The organism is Roseburia sp. 1XD42-34 (assembly GCF_009917385.1).
Taxonomy (GTDB): domain Bacteria; phylum Bacillota; class Bacilli; order Bacillales; family Amphibacillaceae; genus Virgibacillus.
The window spans coordinates 43,547-65,919 of sequence record NZ_QWLJ01000011.1 but is presented as its reverse complement, the minus strand read 5'-3'; the positions used below and the strand labels follow the sequence as shown (position 1 = coordinate 65,919).

At 38.1% G+C, this 22,373-nt stretch carries 20 protein-coding genes; 12 read left to right on the top strand and 8 right to left on the bottom strand.

Going from position 1 to position 22,373, the window contains the following annotated elements:
• Positions 1 to 105: 105 nt before the first annotated feature.
• Entirely contained in the window at positions 106 to 1,242 is a 1,137-nt protein-coding gene (locus D1839_RS08410) for a betaine/proline/choline family ABC transporter ATP-binding protein (protein ID WP_120379470.1), read from the bottom strand.
• Between the two features lie 282 nt (positions 1,243 to 1,524).
• Here D1839_RS08410 and D1839_RS08405 point away from each other — a divergent pair, with 282 nt between their 5' ends.
• From D1839_RS08405 to D1839_RS08380, 6 genes are all read left to right on the top strand, one after another.
• Positions 1,525 to 2,067, top strand: a complete 543-nt coding sequence (locus tag D1839_RS08405; RefSeq protein ID WP_120379471.1) for a GbsR/MarR family transcriptional regulator — start codon at positions 1,525 to 1,527, stop codon at positions 2,065 to 2,067.
• Positions 2,068 to 3,509: 1,442 nt separating this feature from the next.
• Entirely contained in the window at positions 3,510 to 4,778 is a 1,269-nt protein-coding gene (locus D1839_RS08400; protein WP_120379472.1) for a PTS sugar transporter subunit IIC, read from the top strand.
• Positions 4,779 to 4,848: 70 nt separating this feature from the next.
• Positions 4,849 to 6,804 carry a BglG family transcription antiterminator gene (locus D1839_RS08395; RefSeq protein WP_120379473.1) on the top strand — a complete coding sequence of 652 codons (1,956 nt, stop codon included), beginning with the start codon at positions 4,849 to 4,851 and terminating at the stop codon, positions 6,802 to 6,804.
• A gap of 90 nt (positions 6,805 to 6,894) precedes the next feature.
• The gene (locus D1839_RS08390) at positions 6,895 to 7,200 is read left to right on the top strand and encodes a PTS sugar transporter subunit IIB (protein WP_120379474.1); all 306 of its coding nucleotides are present in this window, start codon (positions 6,895 to 6,897) and stop codon (positions 7,198 to 7,200) included.
• 3 nt (positions 7,201 to 7,203) lie between these two features.
• Entirely contained in the window at positions 7,204 to 7,518 is a 315-nt protein-coding gene (locus D1839_RS08385; RefSeq protein ID WP_120379475.1) for a PTS lactose/cellobiose transporter subunit IIA, read from the top strand.
• A gap of 60 nt (positions 7,519 to 7,578) precedes the next feature.
• Positions 7,579 to 8,187: a hypothetical protein gene (locus D1839_RS08380; RefSeq protein ID WP_120379476.1), complete on the top strand. Its 609-nt coding sequence runs from the start codon at positions 7,579 to 7,581 to the stop codon at positions 8,185 to 8,187.
• A gap of 684 nt (positions 8,188 to 8,871) precedes the next feature.
• Here the strand turns inward: D1839_RS08380 and sdaAA are convergent.
• From sdaAA to D1839_RS08360, 4 genes are all read right to left on the bottom strand, one after another.
• Entirely contained in the window at positions 8,872 to 9,738 is an 867-nt protein-coding gene (gene sdaAA / locus D1839_RS08375; protein WP_120379477.1) for an L-serine ammonia-lyase, iron-sulfur-dependent, subunit alpha, read from the bottom strand.
• A gap of 156 nt (positions 9,739 to 9,894) precedes the next feature.
• Positions 9,895 to 10,557: an L-serine ammonia-lyase, iron-sulfur-dependent subunit beta gene (sdaAB, locus tag D1839_RS08370; RefSeq protein ID WP_120379478.1), complete on the bottom strand. Its 663-nt coding sequence runs from the start codon at positions 10,555 to 10,557 to the stop codon at positions 9,895 to 9,897.
• A 78-nt stretch (positions 10,558 to 10,635) separates the two neighbouring features.
• Positions 10,636 to 11,658 carry a PTS sugar transporter subunit IIC gene (locus D1839_RS08365; RefSeq protein WP_120379479.1) on the bottom strand — a complete coding sequence of 341 codons (1,023 nt, stop codon included), beginning with the start codon at positions 11,656 to 11,658 and terminating at the stop codon, positions 10,636 to 10,638.
• 321 nt (positions 11,659 to 11,979) lie between these two features.
• Positions 11,980 to 12,648 (bottom strand): helix-turn-helix transcriptional regulator, encoded by a 669-nt coding sequence (locus D1839_RS08360; RefSeq protein WP_120379480.1) that lies wholly within the window; start codon positions 12,646 to 12,648, stop codon positions 11,980 to 11,982.
• A gap of 369 nt (positions 12,649 to 13,017) precedes the next feature.
• On the opposite strand from D1839_RS08360, the gene D1839_RS08355 reads away from it, so the two are divergent.
• Both D1839_RS08355 and D1839_RS08350 read left to right on the top strand, forming a co-directional pair.
• Positions 13,018 to 14,349: a 6-phospho-alpha-glucosidase gene (locus tag D1839_RS08355; RefSeq protein ID WP_120379481.1), complete on the top strand. Its 1,332-nt coding sequence runs from the start codon at positions 13,018 to 13,020 to the stop codon at positions 14,347 to 14,349.
• A 518-nt stretch (positions 14,350 to 14,867) separates the two neighbouring features.
• Positions 14,868 to 16,037, top strand: a complete 1,170-nt coding sequence (locus D1839_RS08350) for an MFS transporter (RefSeq protein ID WP_120379482.1) — start codon at positions 14,868 to 14,870, stop codon at positions 16,035 to 16,037.
• A gap of 181 nt (positions 16,038 to 16,218) precedes the next feature.
• Here D1839_RS08350 and D1839_RS08345 read toward each other — a convergent pair whose 3' ends face one another.
• Positions 16,219 to 16,845 (bottom strand): spore coat protein, encoded by a 627-nt coding sequence (locus D1839_RS08345; RefSeq protein WP_207710035.1) that lies wholly within the window; start codon positions 16,843 to 16,845, stop codon positions 16,219 to 16,221.
• Between the two features lie 141 nt (positions 16,846 to 16,986).
• On the opposite strand from D1839_RS08345, the gene D1839_RS08340 reads away from it, so the two are divergent.
• Positions 16,987 to 17,940 carry an arginine deiminase family protein gene (locus tag D1839_RS08340; RefSeq protein ID WP_120379483.1) on the top strand — a complete coding sequence of 318 codons (954 nt, stop codon included), beginning with the start codon at positions 16,987 to 16,989 and terminating at the stop codon, positions 17,938 to 17,940.
• Positions 17,941 to 18,233: 293 nt separating this feature from the next.
• Here the strand turns inward: D1839_RS08340 and D1839_RS08335 are convergent, their stop codons facing one another.
• Positions 18,234 to 18,992, bottom strand: coding sequence for a YqcI/YcgG family protein (locus D1839_RS08335; protein ID WP_120379484.1), 759 nt, complete (start codon positions 18,990 to 18,992; stop codon positions 18,234 to 18,236).
• Positions 18,993 to 19,138: 146 nt separating this feature from the next.
• Positions 19,139 to 19,765, bottom strand: coding sequence for a LysE family translocator (locus D1839_RS08330; RefSeq protein WP_120379485.1), 627 nt, complete (start codon positions 19,763 to 19,765; stop codon positions 19,139 to 19,141).
• A gap of 453 nt (positions 19,766 to 20,218) precedes the next feature.
• On the opposite strand from D1839_RS08330, the gene D1839_RS08325 reads away from it, so the two are divergent.
• The 3 genes from D1839_RS08325 to D1839_RS08315 all read left to right on the top strand — a co-directional run bounded on the left by D1839_RS08325 (position 20,219) and on the right by D1839_RS08315 (position 22,360).
• Positions 20,219 to 20,617, top strand: coding sequence for an SLAP domain-containing protein (locus D1839_RS08325; RefSeq protein ID WP_120379486.1), 399 nt, complete (start codon positions 20,219 to 20,221; stop codon positions 20,615 to 20,617).
• Positions 20,618 to 20,766: 149 nt separating this feature from the next.
• Complete coding sequence (locus tag D1839_RS08320; protein ID WP_120379487.1) at positions 20,767 to 21,729, top strand: D-2-hydroxyacid dehydrogenase; 963 nt, start codon at positions 20,767 to 20,769, stop codon at positions 21,727 to 21,729.
• A 67-nt stretch (positions 21,730 to 21,796) separates the two neighbouring features.
• Positions 21,797 to 22,360, top strand: a complete 564-nt coding sequence (locus tag D1839_RS08315) for an HAD-IA family hydrolase (RefSeq protein ID WP_120379488.1) — start codon at positions 21,797 to 21,799, stop codon at positions 22,358 to 22,360.
• The last annotated feature ends 13 nt before the right edge of the window (positions 22,361 to 22,373 follow it).

Below are 22,373 nucleotides of genomic sequence, written 5' to 3'. Positions count from 1 at the left end.
TAAAAATTCCCCAGGCGTTCTTCGTTCATTTAAAACTTCCTTTTGGGGAGCAGATACTGGTATTTACAGGTTGCTATTCTGCTTTACTAACTATAGAAGCACTGCTTATATGCTGTCACCATTGCCGTTTCCCCAAATAGAGTCATAAACAATATTTGCTAAGCTGGCGCGGGTTACAATCCCGATCAGCTTGTCTTCTTTATCGACAACAGGGACATAGCGGAATCCATTACGCAATATTTTATGAATGGTATCACGTAATAACGCATGCTGCTCCACTTTGTAAATTGCGGTTTCCATAATATCTTTTACATTACCATGCTTTTTCCTATTTTGTTCAATCATTTCAATATCAATCATACCTTGCAGAACATAGTGATCATCGACCACTAATAGGGAATCTACTTTATGATCCTTCATGACTCGAATCGCTTCGGATATTGCTTTATCCACGTTAATGGAAATCGGATTGTCATTCATAATCTGTTGAACTGTTTGCAGGGTAGGTCGTGATTCAATAAGGCGATGTTTTCCAATGAATTCTTCAACAAACTCATTGGCAGGCTGACTGAGAATTTCCTGTGGCGTTCCTACTTGTACAATTTTCCCTTTACGCATGATAACAATTCGATCTGCTAGTTTAATAGCTTCATCCATATCATGGGTAACAAAGACGATGGTTTTTCCTAGCGATTGTTGTAACTTTTTAAATTCCTCTTGTAATCCATCACGCGTGATTGGATCTAATGCTCCAAAAGGCTCGTCCATTAAAATAAGTGGTGGGTCAGCGGCAAGAGCACGTAATACACCAATACGTTGCTGTTGACCACCACTTAATTCGTTAGGATATCTATCTAAATATGCTTTATCCATATTTACTAACTGCAATAATTCTTCTGCGCGTGCCCGGCGCTTATCCTCAGACCAGTTTAATAACTTAGGTACAAGTGAAATATTTTCTGCGATAGTCATATGAGGAAATAAGCCAATCTGCTGGATTACATACCCGATAGATCGTCTGAGTTCAACGATGTTTTTGTCCTTAATATTTTCATGATCAATGTAAATATTTCCTTCTGTTGTTTCAATTAAGCGATTAATCATCTTCATGGTAGTTGTTTTACCGCATCCACTTGGTCCAATAAATACAATAAACTCTCCGTTTTCTATGTTTAAGTTGATGTTGTCGACTGCCTTTGTTCCGCCCTCGTATACTTTTGATACATGTTCGAATTGAAGCAAAACAAAGCACCCCCTTCTCTATACTTAAAAAATTCCGCCACGTTTAATTTATCATTAGTCACCTGAAACTTATTATAAGATAAGGAATATTGAAATAAAAACTGCAAATGGGCTTATATATAGTATAACATATGTAAAAAATATATTTTACACATTTTATATTAGATATTTCATATAATTGCTCCGTTTTCCTTCTGTTAACTGTCTATTTGTCTTTTTGTTTTTAAAATAAACTATGGTATATTTACTGGTACAATAGAACTTGTTCAAGGAGTTAGTGGTATGGAAAACTTGCCAAATCAAATTGAAAAATTAGAAAATCAAGTTGTAGAGAAGATCGCGGACAATGTGTATACATTTGGCGTTTCAAAGACGGTTGGGCGTGTATTTGGTATTGTTTCATTGAATCGAGATCCGATGACACTTGAGCAATTGTCTGAAGCTATGGGTATGAGTAAGATGCGGATGAGCCAAGTTGTTCGTGAAATGATAGAATTAAACTTAGCAGAAAAAGTGTTTATTAAGGGCGTCCGCAAAGACTTGATTAAAGTAGAAAATGATTATTACCAGACATTCATCGCACTGTTTACTGCAAATTGGCGCAAGACTATTACTAAAAGTAGATTGCATGAGCATAGCTTATACCAGAAGTTGATTGATTTGCAGGAAGAAGGATCGCTAAATGAAGAGCTAGAAGCGCAATTGGATAATTTACTAAAGGAGATAAAAGGCTCACTCGATTATTTGAACTGGATTAGCCGGTTAATTGAGTTTTTTGAGTCTGGCGAGATCTTTAAGCATGTTCCGAAGGTTGGGGATAAATGAATGATAAGTGATAGTACCATATCAGGAAGAAGAACCAATTTAAACGGATAAGAAAAGGTTATAAACTAAAAGGATTTTGGAGGAAGTGAGCGTGGAAAAAAACGGATATAAAGTGTGCTAGATAAATAACCCAAGGAATTGGTTTTACAATGAAAAGCAGATCTGTTACGTACAAACAGGTCTGTTTTTGATTTTTAAAGAGATGAGAAAGTATAAAAATTTTGGCTTTGGGACGATATAACGGAATAGCCACGTCCGGCGCATGAGCCCAGCAACTAGGCGCCTTCACGAAAGCGACCTACGATAAGTCATCATCGGTTCGTATCCTCACCATGATCCCTAAAACTTTAGTTGCTTCGTTCCAGTTGCTACGTTGCTAAACGGGCGCTTTCGCCTTTGTTCGCAACTATAGCATGATGCGATGTCAATTACTACTCGGAAAATAGCATGCATCTGTTTAGGGTAAGTATACAATCTGTATATGGTTCTGATTTTTTTGTGTGAAGACAAGAAAAGTTATCATCTAAAAAGGGCACTCGACTTTAGTATGTTCTGTTTTTTAGTGTTTTTTCTTTATCTTGCGTCTAACAGGATTTGTACTAAACAGGAGACAACATGGGATGGGACCATCTTTGAGTTGCACGGGAAGGCAATAAGCTGTTCACAGGAGAATAAGGACGCCTGCCATGCTAATTTGTTCTGTTCTCGCGAGGAAAACTTCTACTGACGGAATCTCCGTTTCACCTTATAAGTAACCCTTGTGGCTAGACATTTTCAACAAGTTTTTTGACTTTTTGTTCAAAGATTAGGAAAGCATAAAATGATGTGCTTATGGATAAAAAAACCAACTAGTCATGTTTGGCTTCATCGTCCTGTAACTATGCGACTTTACGAAGCCCCCTATGATAGGTCATCATCGGTTCGTCACTAAGGGGAAGGCCGACTAAAAACGGGCTTGCCGCCTGACGTCGGCATACCCCCTGGTTGCAGGGGCATAATTCCTTTATCTCATAAAAAGGTACTACGCTCCACGCTCCGGCTTCAAAATAAATGATGTGAGCTTATCAAGTCGAAGTAGGAGATAACAGTCCAACAGCACCTAAATCCCTGATTCGCTGAGTTAACCACCAACGGGAATGAAAAAAACCCCACTAATTGGAGGTTCACTTTATCTCTGTAGCTTCGTTCCATTCACTATGTTGCTTAACCGGGGCTTGTGGATTTCTTTATAGAAATATGAATCTTTGCAGTTTATAGTTTTAGTCGATTATTTTACTTTAGATGAGGGAAGCTAACAAAGCAACTGTTGGGAGTATTTTAAGGCTAACATGTCATGCCGTTTCCTAGCATGGCGGAAAATGTTTATTTGCTGGTAAAAACCGTTTTCAATTATAGTTAAGCTATAGCAAGCAAGAAAAATACTTCACAAACAGGAGGTCCCCATGAACAGCTCAAAACTTCAGTCCACTTTAATGAAATGGCTGATGCCGATTGCGAATAAAGTGGAGCAACAGAAGCACTTACAAGCAATAAAAGACGGAATGATTGCAATTGTTCCAATTATCATTATAGGTTCGTTTTTTATTTTGCCAATTGCATTTATGAACATGTTCCAAAGCGGCCCTATTCATGAGTTTTTTGCTAACCATATTGATAAATTAACGTATCCAGATAAGTTTACAAATGGTTTGTTATCCGTTTATGCTGCATTCTTTATTGCTGATTCCTTGGCGAAGAAATATGCGATGCATTCCGCACAATATGGGATTACAGCTGTAATTATACATGTGATTCTGAGCGGTGTTGTTACGGAAAATGGACTTGATATGACTTATTTAGGAGCACAAGGGTTATTCGTTAGTATTATATCTGCTATTTTAAGCGTTGAAGTAACTCGCTTTATGATTAAGAAAAAAATGGTTGTTCGATTGCCAGACAGCGTACCACAAATGGTAGGAGATAGCTTTAGTAATTTATTCCCAATGATTGTTAATATTCTGCTTGGTTCTACCATAGCTATTTTATCAACGAGTTTAGGAGAGGTTGCCTTTCCGCAAGTAATTATGAATGTGCTAGCACCAGCAATTAGTTCCATGGATAGCTTGCCATCCTTATTAATTGTTATACTTCTAACGCAATTTCTTTGGTTTTTTGGTTTACACGGTCCAGCGATTACTTCTGCTGTATGGGCGCCATTTGCGATCACATATCAAGCGGAAAATATTGCCAACTATGCAGCAGGTGCTGATGTAACCCATATCTTTACATTTGGGTTATACTATAACATATTACAAGTGTCCGGTTCTGGCCTTACATTAGGGCTCGTATTGCTTATGATGCGTTCAAGAGCGAAAAACCTAAATGCGATTGGTAAAGTGTCCATTATTCCTTCATTATTTGGAATTAACGAGCCGCTTATCTTTGGCGCTCCAATCATACTAAATCCATTTATGTTTATTCCTTTTGTCTTTGGTCCACTTATTGTTACGACATTAACTTATTTTGGCATGACATCTGGTCTAATGGGTATGCCAATTGCTAACCCACCAGGATTTTTACCACCTGGCGTAGGAGCTTTCCTCATGACATTGGATTGGCGAGCAGTTGTATTTGTTTTCATTAGTTTAATTTTAATGACGCTTATCTATTTGCCATTCTTTAAAGCAATGGAAGCAAATGAGATAAAAAAAGAGAGCGAAAAAACAGTTTAAGTGCCGCTTTATAAGATGCGTGTTTATTAGGAAAACTTAGTAAAATAAAGATACCAAGCAGGTGATATCGATGTTTACGGAACGACAAAAGGAAATCATTGAGTTGATTTTAAAAAATCCAAATGGTATTTTTGGCGCGAAATTAGCTGATAAATTAAATGTATCCACAAGAACCGTAAGAAACGATATTGCCTCCATCAATAAAACGTTAATTCATGAATCGTTGCGCATTTTGTCTTCGAATAAAAAAGGCTATTATCTTTTGCCTGCATATATACAGACTTTAACAGCTTTTATGAATCCTACCACCACCATACAGCGTCAAGGATTTCAAAATCAGGAACAACGTTTATATGTTGTTTTAGGGAAGGTGCTGTTTTTAAAAGAGCAGGATTGCTTTCAATTAGCGGATGAGCTCTACGTGTCCGAACAAACGATTTTTAAGGACTTAAGTAAAATAAGACAACTCTTGGAAACAAAGTATAAAATACAGCCAATGGAAATCCAGCATAATCAAATTTATTTTTCTGTCACAGAGGAAGAAATTAGGTATTTGTTGTTTAAAATCTTAAAGGAGCTTATTTTATCGGACAAGCCCGATTATTTAACAGATGTCAACCTGTTAGTAAATGGTCACTTTGATCAAAAAGAGTTTGATTTATTAACAATAAAAATGAAAAATTATTTAGCCTCCCAGAAGCTCATTATAGATGACAAATCGTTTGAAATGATGGTTGGTGCTATTTATCTCACCGTGTTAAGGAATCGATTTGGATTTACAATAAAGTCTGATGTACAGTCCTATTTTAATGGAAATGTCAGTTCTTTATTACAGGAATTGGTGAAATCAGGCATAGATATAAAGGAAAAAGATAAAACGAGTCTCAATCGGTTTTTTTGGTCCCTTAAAATTCCAACAAACTCGAATTCGTTAGAAGAAAATATTAGTATAACAGCACTAACCATTTTAAATGAATTTCGTAGAGAAGTATTGGATAAATATAGTATCGATTTAAAAGAAAGCGTAGAAACGATGGAAAATCTGAAAGTGCATATGGAATATATGCTTCGCCGTTTAGATACGAATTATGAACTATCCAATCCAATCATTAATGATATAAAAAAACGTTATCCATTTTCGTATGAAGTAGCCATGTTAATTGTTCATATTGTATATCGTTATCAAGAGAAATATTTAGCAGATGATGAAATCTCTTATATTGCGATTTATATTGAAATATTTTTACGAAAAAATAATAACCGTTTGAAGACGATTGTTATTAGTGATACGAGTATGGGGATTAATGATATTATTCAAAATTGGCTCACTAGTAACTTTAGGAATCATTTGGAGGTCGTTGCATGCCTGCCATTGATCGCATTAGACAATTATGTGGAAAGTCAACAAGTGGATTTAATTATTACAACGAATATTTTAAATCTTGATCAAGCTATTCCTTGCCATGTTATTGAGCGAATTCCTGAGCGAAGTGATTATTATTCACTTACGAATAAAATCCACAAAATCAAAAATAGTAATCGATATGAAAAGCTGATATTACGCATGTTCAGCGAAGAATTTGTTGATATCTATGAGGAAGAACAGTGGACGTTTGACGAGCTAATTAAAAATATGGCACAGAAATTAAAACGACATCACCGTATTCAAGATTTAGAAGGGTATGTAAAGGATGTTATCCAACGTGAGGAAAATTATCCAACAACGATTGGGAAGCATTTTATGATCCCACACCCATTGTCTTCATTTGCCAATAAAACAACCGTTCATGTAGCGGTGCTGAAAAAGCCTCTCTTGCATAAAGGAGAAAAGATTAGAATGGTGTTTTTGCTAGCCATTGAAAATAAAATGGATGATGATGTAAGCACGTTGTTTCACTTTATGCAGCAATTAGCTTTAGATCAGGACTCCATCGCCAGTTTATTAGATGCAGATGGAAAAGAAGCTTTTTTAGAGAAAATTATCGCCTTATCGACATCGTTTTTTAACAAACATTATATAGAGTAAGTTTTGTAATTATTCTGTAGTAGATTATAGTAGAGGAAAAACGGAAGCTTTTTCCATAAGTTCTAAGTTTTTTTAAAAGGAGAGAACGAAATGAACATATTATTAGTATGTAATGCTGGAATGTCCAGCTCAATTTTAGTGGATAAAATGAACAAGGCTGCAGCTGCACAAAATTTAGATGTAGTCGTAGAAGCAAGATCGAACAATGCTATTAATGAAGAAGTAGGAAAATGGGACATTTGCTTAGTTGGTCCACAAATTATCTATGCGGTTGATTCTATTAAAGCAACTTTAGGTATTCCGGTTGCTGCTGTAGAGCCACGAACTTATGCCATGGCGAATGGTGAAGAGGCTTTGAAACAAGCTTTCAAAATGCATGAGGAAGGGAAAGCATAATTTATGTCCAAAGTAGAGCGATTATCAGAGATAGCAATGAAAATTATTACCTGTGCAGGGCTTGCTAAATCGAATTATTTAATGGCTTTAGAAGATGCAAAAAAAGGTAATGTGGAGGAAGCGCAAAAAAAATTACAAGAAGGTGCCGATGAATTTGCTGAGGCGCATCATGTGCATGCCTCTGCATTATCTGATGAAATGAAAGAATTGGAGCCACAAGTAACATTACTACTCGTGCATGCTGAAGATCAGCTCATGAATGCAGAAACGATAAAAATATTAGTGCAAGAATTAATGGAAATTCATCAGGCAAAATAAGTTAAAACCCTATTAAACTGATAAGATAAATAGATTATATAATGAAGGAGATAATTAGACATGAGTGCAACCTATAATGTATGGGCAGAAACGAAAACAAGAAATAATTTACAGGTAGATGAAGTCGTTTCATCTTTACAAAAATCTATCCGCAGAGCGATGGTAGAGGAAGCTTGTGCGTATGCTTATGAACTATATATTAGCTCCCCGCAATTACTCGATAGAATGTGGAGAAGATTATTGACTATCTCTGTTGAGGATATCGGATTTGGTAATTTGAATGCCGCGATTCACGTACAAAATTTAAACGAAATGCGTAAAAACTTCCCATATAATGATGGTGACCAGCCAATGTATTTTATCCACGCCATCCGGATCTTATGTGAAAGCAAAAAGGACAGATCGAGTGACTTTTTAAAAAATATTATTATTAAAGGTTTTGCGATGGGGCAAAAACCGGAAATTATGGATGTGGCACTAGACAAGCATACGAAACGAGGAAAAGAAATGGGTCGGGGGTCGAAGCATTTCTTTGAAGAAGGAACCAAGGTTATCCCACAAATGAAAGTAGACAATGATTATCGCGAACGCTATGGAAAGATACTGGAAACCTACGATCCTAAAAATACGGTGCTGAATGCATTTGTTTATAGTACTGATCAGTTTTAATAAAAAAGAAGGCTGAGTCTCTATGAGAGGTTCAGCCTATTCATTCTGAAATAAAAATGGTACATAAAGCCTTTAAACAGGAACAGAAGCAGCAAAGAAATAGACTATGACCTTCGTCGAGATATAAGTAAATTATTGGTGATAACAAGGATGTTTATTTTTTACAAGATAAGAAAGCAAAGCCGCCCCCACTTCATGGATAGACTGAACGAAGGAATGTATGCGCGCGAAGACGCTGTGAGGTGTGGGAGGGTTTGTCGCCATGAGTATGGTGGGATGAGAAGGTGCAATCATAGCAATGAAAATTCCCGTTTTTTTCAAAAAGAGAAGGGTGGCTTATTAAGTGCACCCTTCTACATGAAAAGTTATGTTTACACGGTCTTACATATCGTTGATGAGTAAAAGATAAAATGAAATTCTAAGAAAAACGAAGAAAACAAGAGAAAACGTTGGTATATAGAGGGAGTATAAAAATTTTGGCATTGGGATAACGATATAATGGAATAGTCACGTCCGGCGCAAGCGCCCAGCAACTAGGCGACTTCACGAAAGCGCCCTACGATAAGTCATCATTGGTTCGTATCCTCACCATGATTCCTTTATCTCAGTTGCTACTTTGCTATCCGGGCGCTTTCGCCTTTGTTCTTAATGGTTTTTACTTATAGAGTAATATGCAATAAATCCCTAACCAAATATTTTCTCTTTTAACCAGCGACCTGTTGGAGTATCGGCAAGTCCGCCTTCTCCAGTTTCCCTTAAAGCAGAGGGCATCGTTTTTCCAATTCGGTACATGGCTCCAATTACTTCATCACAAGGAATTCTGCTTGTAACGCCAGCTAACGCCATGTCAGCAGAGACAATTGCAAGTGCTGAGCCGCCTGCATTTCGCTTTACACAAGGAACTTCTACAAGTCCGGCTACGGGATCACAAACAAGGCCGAGCATGTTTTTTAACGTCATGGCGAATGCGTCAGCAGATTGCTGGGCTGTGCCTCCCGCCATTTCCACGATAGCTGCCGCAGCCATGGCCCCAGCTGAGCCTACTTCTGCTTGGCAACCTCCTGCTGCACCGGAGATAAACGCATTATTAGCAACAACAAAGCCGAAAGCCCCAGCGGTAAATAAATAGCGTATCATTTGTTCACGAGTCGGGTTCAACTGATTTTTGACGGCAAATAACGTCCCTGGAACACAACCAGCACTTCCCGCTGTAGGAGTTGCACAAATCGTCCCCATTGCAGCATTTACTTCATTTGTACCCATTGCTTTACTCACTGCATCTAAAAGAAGCTGACCGGATAGTGGTGTTTTCTCTTTCATATAATTTTGAATTAGGACGGCGTCTCCTCCTGTTAAACCAGTGACGGATTTCACCCCTTGTAAACTCTCTTCAATGGCGTTTTCCATTACCTCGAGATTTTTTTCCATTTCCGCCATAACTTCTTCACGCGTTTTTTCTTTTACGTCCATTTCTTGACGAATCATTACTTCTGAAATGAAGATGTTTTCTTTTTCAGCAATTTCCACTAGCTCTGCTACTGTTCGAAACATAGACGAACTCCTTTCTTCCATTAAATGTATTAAAGGTTTGGCTAACCTATGTTTTTTATTATCCTTTCACGGTGTGAGAAGTCCGTAATTTGCAACTCCATGACTAACATCATTGTTAAACGTAACTGCTATTTGGCACGATTAGACATGTAAAGGTTAGCTAATAATCGTACAAATATTAGTTATATGAGCTGCCTCACGCAATTCTCTCATAATGATTTCTTGAATATTCTGATCAACTTCAATGACCATTAAAGCTGCATCGCCAACGTCTTTTCGGTTAACTTCCATATGACCGATATTTATTTCATGCTTAGCTAATATGGTTGTTACCGAAGCGATAGCGCCAAAGCGATCATTATGCATCACTAAAAGCGCAGGATGGTTGCCGGATAAACGAAGCTCGAACCCATTTAATTCGGTGATTTCAACTTTTCCACCACCAATAGATACACCAACTAATTCTACTTGGGTATGATCATTGCCGACGATTAACCGGGCAGTGTTAGGGTGGTCTACAGCGGCAGTGTCCTCCATAAAGGTAATATCCATATGTTTCGATTTTGCGATTTCTAATGATTGATCCATGCGTGGGTCATCTGTTTCGAAGCCTAGTAAACCACCTGCTAAGGCGAAATCGGTTCCATGTCCTTTATGTGTTTTAGCGAATGATTCATACAAATGAATTTTTGCCCAAGTTGGCTCCTCCCCTAATAAATTTCTGGCTGCTTTGCCGATTCTTGCTGCTCCAGCCGTGTGTGAGCTGGAAGGTCCAATCATAACAGGACCAATAATATCGAAAACAGAATTGTACTTCATATGTGTCACCGCCTCATCGTTTTTTTTTTTGTTATCGTATAGTTACTAACGAAATAACGAATTTCCAATATATATCAGTTACCCATTCATTTCAGCTAATTCATGTACGCGACGAATTTTAAAGTTCTTAAATATTTGTGAACCAAGATAACCCCACAATGCACTGAATCCTGCGCAAAGTAGTGCAATAATCGTTACTTTCATTGGATCATTAAACCCATACATCACAGCGAAGCCTGCAATTGGAGTTGCTGTACCAGTTGCTCCATTTACGAGTCCTGCCAAAGAGATAATAACACCAGAAGTTGCACCGCCAAGGAAGTTAGTTACATAAACGGGTATCGGATTGGCAGAAATAATGTCTACTTGCGACAGTGGTTCAATAGCAACAGATATCGTTGTTTTTCGGTCACCGAACTTCATACGATGGAAAAAGACGAAATTCATAAAGGAAGATCCAAATACGGCTAAGGCACCGATTGCCATAGGGACGCCAGTAAGACCAAGCATGGCCGTTAATGCCATGGAGCTTAATGGCGCAGTAGCAACAACCGTAATAACCCCACCTAATATAATTCCCATAATAATTGGATTAGCAGTAGTTGTTTCTGTAATAATACCGCCAATATTAAGCAATGTTGCATCCACTACGGGATCAGCCATGACAGCGACGAGTCTTGTAAGGGGAGCGGCAACAATAATAGCAACAATTAAATCAAGCCCATCTGGAACCCGTGTCTCCATCTGTTTCACAATAAATGAGATTAGATAACCGGCGATAAATCCGGGCAACAGACCTAATCCGGCAGCGGAGGCTCCTAGCATTAATGCGTATACAGGAGAAACTCCCATAGCTAGTGCAACAAGAGCTGCAGCTGCGACACCACCCATACTTCCGGCTGCATCGCCAACCTCACCTAAAAACTCAATGTTTAGCAAATCGCCACCGACGTAGCGCTGAAATGCTTCAACTAAAAATGTAGCAATCGCAGCACTTGCAAGCGCACTCATTGCTTTCATGCCTCTAGGTGCTTTATAGCTGAATAATGTAAAAAAAGTTAACACTAAAATTAGTAAAAATGTTCCTTTAATAATTTCCATACTTTTCACCTCATGATGTTTGTTTTGGAGTTGCCTTATTTATTTGCTTATGGTTGTTTGTAAATTTGAAACGCTAGGCATGGAACACCTTGAAAATTAGCAACTGATTACTACACAGTATGGTTAGAGTGCTGTACAGACTAACTAGTGTTGAAGTGATAGTTTTATGGCCCCTTTGTTTGCTCACAATTGAACAATAATTGCCTTCCCAAAATAACTTTGTTGCGGGAATTTTCATTTACTTTTATACATTTAGGAACCATCGTCTGTTTTATGTATCCATAAAAACAAACTTTTAAGCCTGATAAGTTGTTAATCTAGTCAACCTTTGTGTCCTTCTAGCTGATATTCATTCATTGTGCGTACTTTGTGGAGGTAATTATAGATAGTGAACTTGGAAACGCCTAGCATATGTGCTACATATTCGGTCGCTCCTTTCATTAAAAATACTCCTTTTTCGTCTAAACTTCGTACACAATCTATTTTTTCATCAATAATCATTTCAGAAGGGGCTTTTTTATGATCGAGGATTACTTGATCGACCATTTCGTGGATCACATCTTGTACCGAATTGAAAAAATTTTCTGTCGTCTGTTTCTCTTGCTGAAAGTTGATAAATTGGTCAATTTCCCCGCCTAGCTCTATAAGCAGGCTAATATCATAATTCATACATAAGGCGCCAATAATTTTATCATTATTATCCCGGAGAAACACAGTAGCTGATTTCATTACTTTACCTTGTTTGGATTGCGTTTTGTAGTTGGGTATATCTGCTACATCTTCTTGCTTTTTAGTTAATTCGTTTAGAACAAGATCCGTAATAGGTGACCCTATTTGTCTACCAGTAATATTACCAGCAATGTGAATTAAGGAATGCTGTAGGTCTGAGAAGTCATGTACGGCAACCTCACAGCGATCGCCAAACATGTTAACAATCATATCTGCTGTACGCATCGCTAAATCAAAAATTATTTTACTACTTGTCTCCATAAAAAAACCAACCGCCTTTTGTATCCGTTTTCATTTAGTCATTCATAGAATAGCATGTTTTTCATAGATTTACAACAAATTTTTAAGCGCTAAAATATTTTTGTAAAACTCATATTTTTTTAAAGGGCTAACAAAAGAGGTACTAAGTGGGAAGATTGACATAGTGCAATACATTTTTTTACGCTAGTTTCCTTCCTAATCAAGCGGAAAAAGTTTAATTGAGAAAAGGGATATTTGTTGATAACCTAAAGATGCAACCAAGCACCGGTACTTTAAGTCTAGGACAATAACATAATTGAACTGAACTTCCTTTTCATCTAAAGTACATATGCTTATGCAATATTACTTTTATGAAAGTGGGGACGTTGCATGAAAAACAAATTATCTGTAGTTATTGCAGGCGGAGGTAGTACGTATACTCCAGAGATTATTTTGATGCTGTTAGACAACTTGAATCGCTTACCTTTACGAAAAATTAAGCTGTACGATGATGACGAAGGAAGACAGAATAAGGTTGCTAAAGCATGTGAGATTTTGATCAAAGAAAAAGATCCAACAATTGAATATGTGGCTACAACAGATCCTGAAGAAGCATATACCGATGTAGACTTTTGTTTAGCGCATATACGAGTTGGTAAATTGCCAATGCGTGAATTGGATGAAAAAATACCATTGAAGCACGGTTGTGTAGGACAAGAAACATGTGGTCCAGGCGGTATAGCTTATGGAATGCGATCCATTGGCGGTGTTTTAGAAAATATTGACTATATGGAAAAATATTCACCTCATTGTTGGATGTTAAACTATTCTAACCCAGCCTCTATAGTGGCTGAAGCAACGCGTCGATTACGTCCAAACTCTCGAGTAATTAACATTTGCGACATGCCAATAGGAATGGAGCATAGCATTGCTGAAATTGTTGGTGTACCTTCTCGGAAGGATTTAGATATTCGTTATTATGGTCTTAATCACTTTGGTTGGTATACATCTATTAAGGATAAATCCGGAAAAGAATTGCTTCCTGAATTAATAAAACATATGAAGAAGTATGGTTTTATTAATGGGGAAAAAGGCATGGCAACAGAAAATAAAGATAGTTGGTTTGAAACGAACTTATTCGCTAGGAACTTAGTTGCTGTAGAACCTACTACTATACCAAATACCTATTTAAAATATTATCTCTATCCAGATTATGTAGTGGAGCATACAAATCCGAACTATACTCGAGCGAATGAAGTAATTGATGGCAGAGAGACAGAAGTGTTTTCGGCTTGTACAGAAATTCAAAAAAATGGTCACTCCAAAGGTACGAAGCTAGCAGTCGGTATTCATGCAGAGTTTATCGTCGATTTAGCAACTGCTTTAGCATTTAATACGAAAGAAAGAATGCTCCTTATTGTGGAAAATAAAGGTGCTATACAGAATTTTCCTGATGACGCAATGGTTGAAATTCCTTGTATAGTTGGCAAAGATGGTTATGAGCCGCTAGCGATAGGCACAATTCCTACCTTCCAAAAAGGACTCATGGAGCAGCAGGTGGCTGTTGAAAAATTAGTAGTGGAAGCATGGATTGAACAATCTTATCAAAAACTATGGCAAGCATTGACATTATCACAAACAGTTCCTAGTGCTGCAGTAGCAAAACAATTGCTTGATGATTTAATGGAAGCAAATAAAGATTACTGGCCAGAGCTTCATTAAACGGGATTTGTAGCAAATCATAGTGTTGTTACGTCGCAATTGATCGTTTATCTGTTATAATAGGAATGGTGGAAATTCCTTTCAGTGTAAGGTTGCCATCTGCTAGGGAAACGATTTTGCTTTTAAACATGTCGCGCTTCATTCTTTTCTCATCGTGTCATGAGGAGGGATGACAGCGCGTTTATACTTATATAAACCTTTCAGCGAATTCTAAACATTACGGTCTTTTTTAAAGAGATAAGAAAGTTATGAAAATTCTGGTGTGGGGATACCGATATAACGGAATAGTCACGTCTGGCTTTAGAGCCCAGCAACTAAGCGACTTCACTTCATTGCCTTCCGATAAGTCATCATTGGTTCGTGCCTCACCATGATTCCTAAAACTTTCGTTGCTTCGCTCCAGACGCTACGTTGCTAACCGGGCGCTTTCGCCTTTGTTCGTAGTTCTGTGTGTTTCAGTGTGGTTAGGTTGGTTGTGAAATTGTTTCTTTATGAATTTATAAGAAAGGCGTCGTCGTATGGATAAACGTGTATATTTACTAACTATTGTATCTTTTGTAGTGGGAATGGTAGAGCTAATCATTGGAGGAATATTAGACTTAGTAGCAGCAGACTTGAATGTCACTCTCGGGAAGGCGGGGCTGTTAATTACCATTTTTTCACTTGTGTTTGCAATCACAGCTCCACTACTAATGATTGCCACAGCAAAAGTGGAAAGAAAGCGTCTCACACTCATTTTCTTACTGCTTTTTTCTTTTAGTAATTTAATTGTAGCACTTAGCCCTGTATATAGCGTATTATTTATCGGGCGAATACTATCTGCAGCAAGTGGTTCTTTGCTCATTATTTTATGTTTAACGATCGCTGCTAATATTGGAAGTGAGAAACACCGTGGACGTGCCATTGGGTTTGTATCAATGGGCATTAGCGGCTCCATTGTACTAGGTGTTCCCATTGGGCTGGTACTTGGTAATGCGTTTGGCTGGCGAGCGCCGTTTTTGTTTATTGTTTTGTTAACCTTATTATCAATGGTTGGTGTGTATTTCTTGATGGAGAAGGTACCACCTAAACCGCAAGTACCAATCAAGGAGCAAATCAATTCATTAAAAGAAAGTAAAATTTTCTCAGCTCACTCGACCACTTTTTTATTTATGGCCGGACATACGATTCTTTATGCCTATTTTACTCCGTTTGTAAAAGAAACGATGGGCATTAGTGGTGGATGGCTAAGTGTGATATATTTTCTGTTTGGGATCGCTGCTGTTAGTGGCGGTGGTGTTGGTGGAACAATATCCGATCGGTTTGGTACAAAGCGAACAATGCTTACAACCCTTGCCATTTTTTCGTTGTCCATATTCATCCTTCCGTTTACAACCTCTATGCTCCCAATATTTATTGTGGTGATGATTATTTGGGGTATGATGAGTTGGGCCATTACGCCAGCTTTACAAAGTTATTTAATCGAATCAGCTCCCGCTACAGCTGATATCCAGCAAAGCTTAAATAATTCGGCATTGCATTTTGGAATTGCGTTTGGTTCTTTCATCGGTGGTATTGTCATTGAACAAGCTGCCGTGGAACAAAATGCTCTTGTGGGCGGATTGTTTATTAGTCTTTCATTGACTACCATCATATTTTCGATGTCTAGAGGGAATAAAAAGCATAAGACCTCGTATCAACAAAAATAAGGTAGAAGAGAGTGTGTTTGGCATATGCTCCTTTTACCTTGAAAATGGATTATTTAATCTACGAGACGAGCAATTCAATGGAAGAAGTTGCTCTTACAAGCCGCTAGATATGGGTGCTACAAATAAATAGAGAACAGAAGGCGCCCTTTTTTGAGGACGCCTTCTGTTTTAATTGCCGTTATTAGTGTAATTGGTTGCCTTGGTGAACAATTGTATAGCTGTTTAGCATTTGTTGCATATCCTGTTGCGCCAGTTGTGGTACTTGATAGTAACCATTTTTGTTTTGATATAGAAAAATTTCATAGCTCATTTCAATAAAATTTGGTATAGTATCTGCGATCACACGACGTAGTACAGGGTTTGTTATTTCTAATGCTGTCATAGCTAACAAAGAGCTCAGTGATTTCGTGTTTCCGAGCATGTAAGCAGATAAACCTTGGTCGGAGATATCATTCATCGAGGCATTCGGCTTTTTCGGCTGCCCAGGTTGTATACCGTAAACAACGTTGTTATCTTGTTGCATTTCATATTGTTGTGTTGGTACATTGGGGTCTTGGCCGGTTTGGAATGCTTGTACAATCGTGTTGTAAGCCTGAGTTACAAAAGCAGTTTGACGTTGTAATATATCTTTTAATTCTGGATCCTGGATATGTTGATTGTACATTTGGTACTGATCGAGCATGTTAATGATTCCTGCAATTACTTCGTGGGCATCAAATAGCTCGTGCCCTCCGTGGTTGGTTGATTGGTGTTGCGGCATAGATCCAGGTTGTTGCTGATTTCCTTGTTGATTCATGTTATGCATCATGAATTCCTCCTTAATAGTATTTTCCATCATAGATTTTCCTGTTTAATTGTTTTCATGTATAAATTGGGAATGTTTTTGCTGGGCACATAACCTTTTTTAAAATGGCAAACATATAACCATTAAGAGGAAAGGGCGATTAACATGTTGCAATTAGATAAACCTGGTTGCTGGTCTGAGCATGAAACGCTGCAAACGGTGCTTGTTTGTTCACCCTCTGAGCAAAGTATTCCTAGCTTACATGTGGCAGAGAATGTGCAATGGAATGCTCCGGTTCAGCAAAAAAAAGCACTGGAAAATTTTTATACATTCATTTTGACATTGCAACAGGAAGGTGTACATACGATCGATTATTCTCAGCACCTTGGATCAGATACTCAACAACTAAGTGAGCAGTTAATTAACCGGTTTTTTGTTCGTGATTTAGCATGCGTATTTGGCAATAAGATCCTTCCTGGAGTCGCAGGAACGTTTATGCGGCAACCTGAATATGATCAGGTTCATGATTTGTTGGATAACTGGTTTCCCGATGTATTTATAAAAGAAGCTAAACAAGGTTTAAAAGCACTGGAATATGGAGATGTACTTATACTTAATTCAGATGCTATACTTGTCAATATTGGGATGCGAACAAGTCTTGAGAGTGTGGAGCAAATGATGGGAAATATCTTTCAAGCGGGTTTTTCTGAAATTGGAGTGATTAGCTTACCGAGACGAGCAGATACGCTTCATTTAGATATGAATTGCAATGTTGCAAGTGAAGACCTGATAGTAGCTAAAAGTTATCTGCGCTATTTACCTGTGCAGCTCACTAACGCGGCAGGAATACAGTGGTATGACATGGCTGAGCAGTTTTTAAACCGCCATGGCTTCTCTGTTTATTGGCTGGAAAAGTACGAGACAATTCCAGATATTAACTTTTTAAACATTGATCCAGAAACAATATTAATCAGTAAGGCGGCGCAGAAGCAGATGTTAAAATCCCATCCGAAGTTAAAGCATAAGCGTTTTTTAGAGATTGATGTATCGGAATTAGAAAAGGCGGGTGGGGGAATTCGTTGTATGACATTACCTCTTTTACGAAAAAGGTCTATATGAAAAAGGAACAAATGAAATAGTGACAGCGCAGCTATCCTATTAGGCTTGAGATGTATGATCAGTACAGACTTTCCCTTTGAACACTCTGTTTAAACGAGTGGTGTAGCAGTGGGGCTTTTAACATAAGAGCAGTTACTGAAACATTTATCATGCCAGATGCATTAGCAGCTATCTGGGGTTTAAAGGAAAATAAAGAGCAGTGATGGAAAACAAACTCAGTGGAGAAAAAGCTTTCCGCTCCACTGAATTCTAATTATCAAGTTAAGTAAAGTTTATACTTAGAGGGTTTCATCTTACTTAAAGAATGAACTCGTCTTTTGCCTCATTCGCATAAATGGACATTTACTCGGACTATCCTCTTCATCGCTTAAAAAATATTGCTTCCATTCATGATTGTCCACCTGTCCATACCACTTTAAATCTGGGTGGCCAGGCATACCGTCATATTTTATAAGCCGCTTTCGAATGATGTTTTTAATTTTTCTACCAAAAGCTGTGTTTCTATTGAGATTTGCAAATACCCAGCGCGGTTGAAAGGCAATAAAAAAGCATGGAAAATAACGACTTTTCCGTTTTTGATGTGCAGGAGTAGCACAAAATGCAAAATACGGTTCGCCATCAAAGCAAAATTCCCATTCATGATGTGTAGGGTTTTTCGGGATCGATGCTGGCCAGGATTTTTCATCGTATGCGGTGACTTTATTAATGATGTTCCAGAATAGATTACGGTAATCTTCCACTGTATAGGTTGTATACATATCCTTAGGTGTTTGGAAAAATACGGCTAAAGAAGTGTAGTTTCCAAATTCTCGGGCATTGCGTCCATACGTTTTTAATGCAGTGGCGATCTCTTTCGCTGCCCTTTCTTCACGTGGGTCGGAAATAAAACTGAAGCGGAGCTGATTTTCCAAAAATCCTTGTCTCGCAGGAACACAAGGGTACGTATTATCTCCCACGAGCATGTCGTTAAAGGTTTTATACAATGGCTGTGTCCAGGGAGGTAGTCTATCCATTGCTTGTTCAAGCCATTGTTTATCATACAGTACACTCATTTTTCCCACTTCCTCCTTCTTGTGATAACGTATGATAAGGATGAGAAATGGGTGCTTGCCTATGTATGAATAGGGAGGTGAATAGTGTGGATATCGACGGAACTTTGAGCCTGTCTAATTCTCGTGGAAAGAGCCACTATAGACAACTAGTTCGTTAATAGAAGTACTGCTTCATATCCGAAGTATAATCCAAAACCGATGAGCAGCAATCCAGCACCAATCGTAATGAAATATTGCACCCGTTCATGAAAGAATCTTCGAAAAGAAGAGGCAACTCCTGCCATAATCACATCCCAAAGAAAGATGCCTAAAAATATCCCACTACTATACAATAACAACTGATAATTACTGTACAAGTCACTTGTTTTTGCTAATACAGCACCATAAATCCCAAGCCAGAAAATAATATTTAGTGGATTGGAAATAGCCAAAAGAAAACCCGTACGAAATGATTTCATCTTTGACGTCTGTCGAATAGCGTGATCGACATGCAACGACTTTTTCGCTCCAGTTATACTTTCTATTCCGGTATAGACAAGAATGAAAAAGCCAAATAGCCATAGGAATGTTTTCATGAATGGTGTCGTTAAAAATTGTGCTACACCAAAGTAAATGAGCAGCATAAAGATAAGATCCCCAATCATTCCGCCTAATCCAACTAACCAAGCGTGGATAAAACCATGATGCATCCCTTTATTTAGTTGTGCCGCATTGATGGGTCCCACGGGTGCTGATAAAGAAATACCTAATAGGATATAACCTAAAAAATTCATTTGATCACCTTCTTTATTCGCTCGTCCAAATTAGATTACAGTATATAAAACAGTAATGATATAAAGTGGATCTTCTATCGGTAGGGGATTCATTTATCCCATACGGCTTGTTAGTAGCCCGAGGATATAATGACCTAAAGCCGTTTTAAGAAATAGGGTATTTAGGTGCTGTTATCTTCCACTTAGACTTGGTGCCGTACAGGTATCCAACTCCTGAAGCGGGAGTCTTGCAGCACCTTATACGGGATGAAATGCAGTATAATGGACTTATTATCCCCATTTCGTCTTTTCGATACTATTGTATTCAACCAGTATGGCTTGTACCACTACTGTTTTTCAACAAGTCTCTGATCCTTGGCTGTACGATACTCATTTCTGGTATATGCATATGTACATGAATGGTAAGCGATTGACACGCGAAAATGGTATACTAAGCGTAAATGAGGTGAGAATATGCAACGCTTAATTTTTGAAGCGGTCTGGGATAGAACCATTGATGCAAGAGATAGAGAAAGAATAAAACATGTTTTTGAACAAGTAAATGAAATGGACAAGCCACTTTGCCCATTTCTATTACTAAACCAAGTGCATAATCATCGTGGTGATTTATTAATAACGGTACTTATTCAAAATGGTTTGGAAACAAATTGGATCCTTCATCATCAAACATTGACTTATTACGAAGCAAACACTCCAATTGCAACGGAAACATTTTCTGATAAAAGATTGGTTATTCCTGGTAAGTGCAGTATGCCTTGGACGTTTATTTTTCCTAAAAAGACAATACAACAAGAGCCTTATTTCAAAGAAGGTCAGTTGCGAAGTACAGCGCTAGACGAAATCCAATTTTAAAGCTGTGGCATGAAGGGGGAAAATGAAATGCTTTAAGCAATAGATAAACGCAACTGGTTAACAAAATGTTTTAAATAAGCTATCTCTGCTTTATCTGTACGCAATAGAATTTGCAGGGAAACAATAGGTAACTTGAGAAGGAGGATACGATGGATAAGCGAACATTAGTTATGAACATGGATTTAAAGGAAGCACATGTAGATAGGATACAACAAGCACTTCCAAATTGGAGAGTAGTCGCGAACAAGGAATTGGAAGAAGTAAGGGGCGATTTAAAAGAGGCGGAAATTATCTTGCACTGGAAAAAGGCAATCGAGCCTATTGTATTTGTCGAAAATAAGCGTCTAAAGTGGGTACAAACATGGAGCGCTGGAATTGATAACCTTCCATTAACCAAGTTACAACAACATAATGTTCTTGTAACAAGTGCGAATGGTGTTCACGCTTATCCCATTTCGGAAACTATTTTTGCACTAATTTTGGGACTCACTCGAAAAATTCATACCTATGTTAGGCAACAGCAAGAGAAAAAATGGTACCATGCACGTTTAAAACAGGAAATTCATCATCAAACAATTGGAATTATTGGTGTTGGGGCTATTGGTATGGAAACAGCTAAAATCGCTAAAGCATTTGGAATGAAGGTGCTTGGTGTACGCCACTCGGGAATGCCTACCGATTACGTTGATCAAATGTACAAGCCAGAACAGCTCGACCAAGTACTTTCTCAATGTGACTTTGTTGTGATTACATTACCATTAACCGACGCAACGAGAAATATGTTTTCAGCTAACCAATTTAAAAGGATGAAGGATTCGGCGATACTAATCAATATTGGGCGCGGCGGTATTGTAGACGAGGAAGCTTTGATTCAAGCCTTACAGCAAAATGAGATTGCAGGTGCAGGATTGGACGTGTTCGCCTCCGAACCCTTACCTGTGGATAGTCCGCTATGGGAAATGGAAAATGTCATCGTTACCCCCCATACTGCGGGCTCAACCGAGCATTATGATGAGCGTGTCATCGATGATATCTTTCTTCCAAATTTACAACATTACCTCCAAGGGGAAATACCAGCAATCAATCTCGTTAATTTTGAAAAGGGGTATTAGATAACATGGCTCCCCCTTATAAGGGGATAGGTACCATTATGTAAAGAAAAGGAGGCGTAGAGAAATTATGCATTTACTATGGGACTTTGATGGAACTCTGATTAATACATATCCGAGTTACACGAAGTGTTTCAAGCAAGTTTTAGCAAAAAAGGCAACTGAAAATGAAATTTATATGCAGTTAAAGCAGTCTTTTTCCCACACCATCGCATATTTCCAGATGACAAAAGAGCAGGAGATAGAGGTGCGCCGCCTTATAGATAACATGAAGCCAGAGGAGGTGGAACCATTTCCCGGCTTGGAGGGAGTTTTGCAGTCAGCAAAGACAAATGTCATTGTGACACATAAAGATCGTGAAAATGTGGAACGTATCTTAGGCTATCATGGATTGACTGCTTATTTTAAGGATATGGTGACGAGTGATGACCAATTTCCACGTAAGCCAGACAGTTCTTCCTATGCTTATTTACATAATAAATATCAAATTGATATTGCAATAGGCGACCGGGAAATTGATTTGTTACCAGCCAAAGAATTAAGCATCAAGACGTGCAGCTTTCAAAATAAGCAAGCTGATGCAGATTTTCATATAAGCAACTATGATGCATTTTTGGATACGGTTAAGCTATAGTACCTGTTTTAAA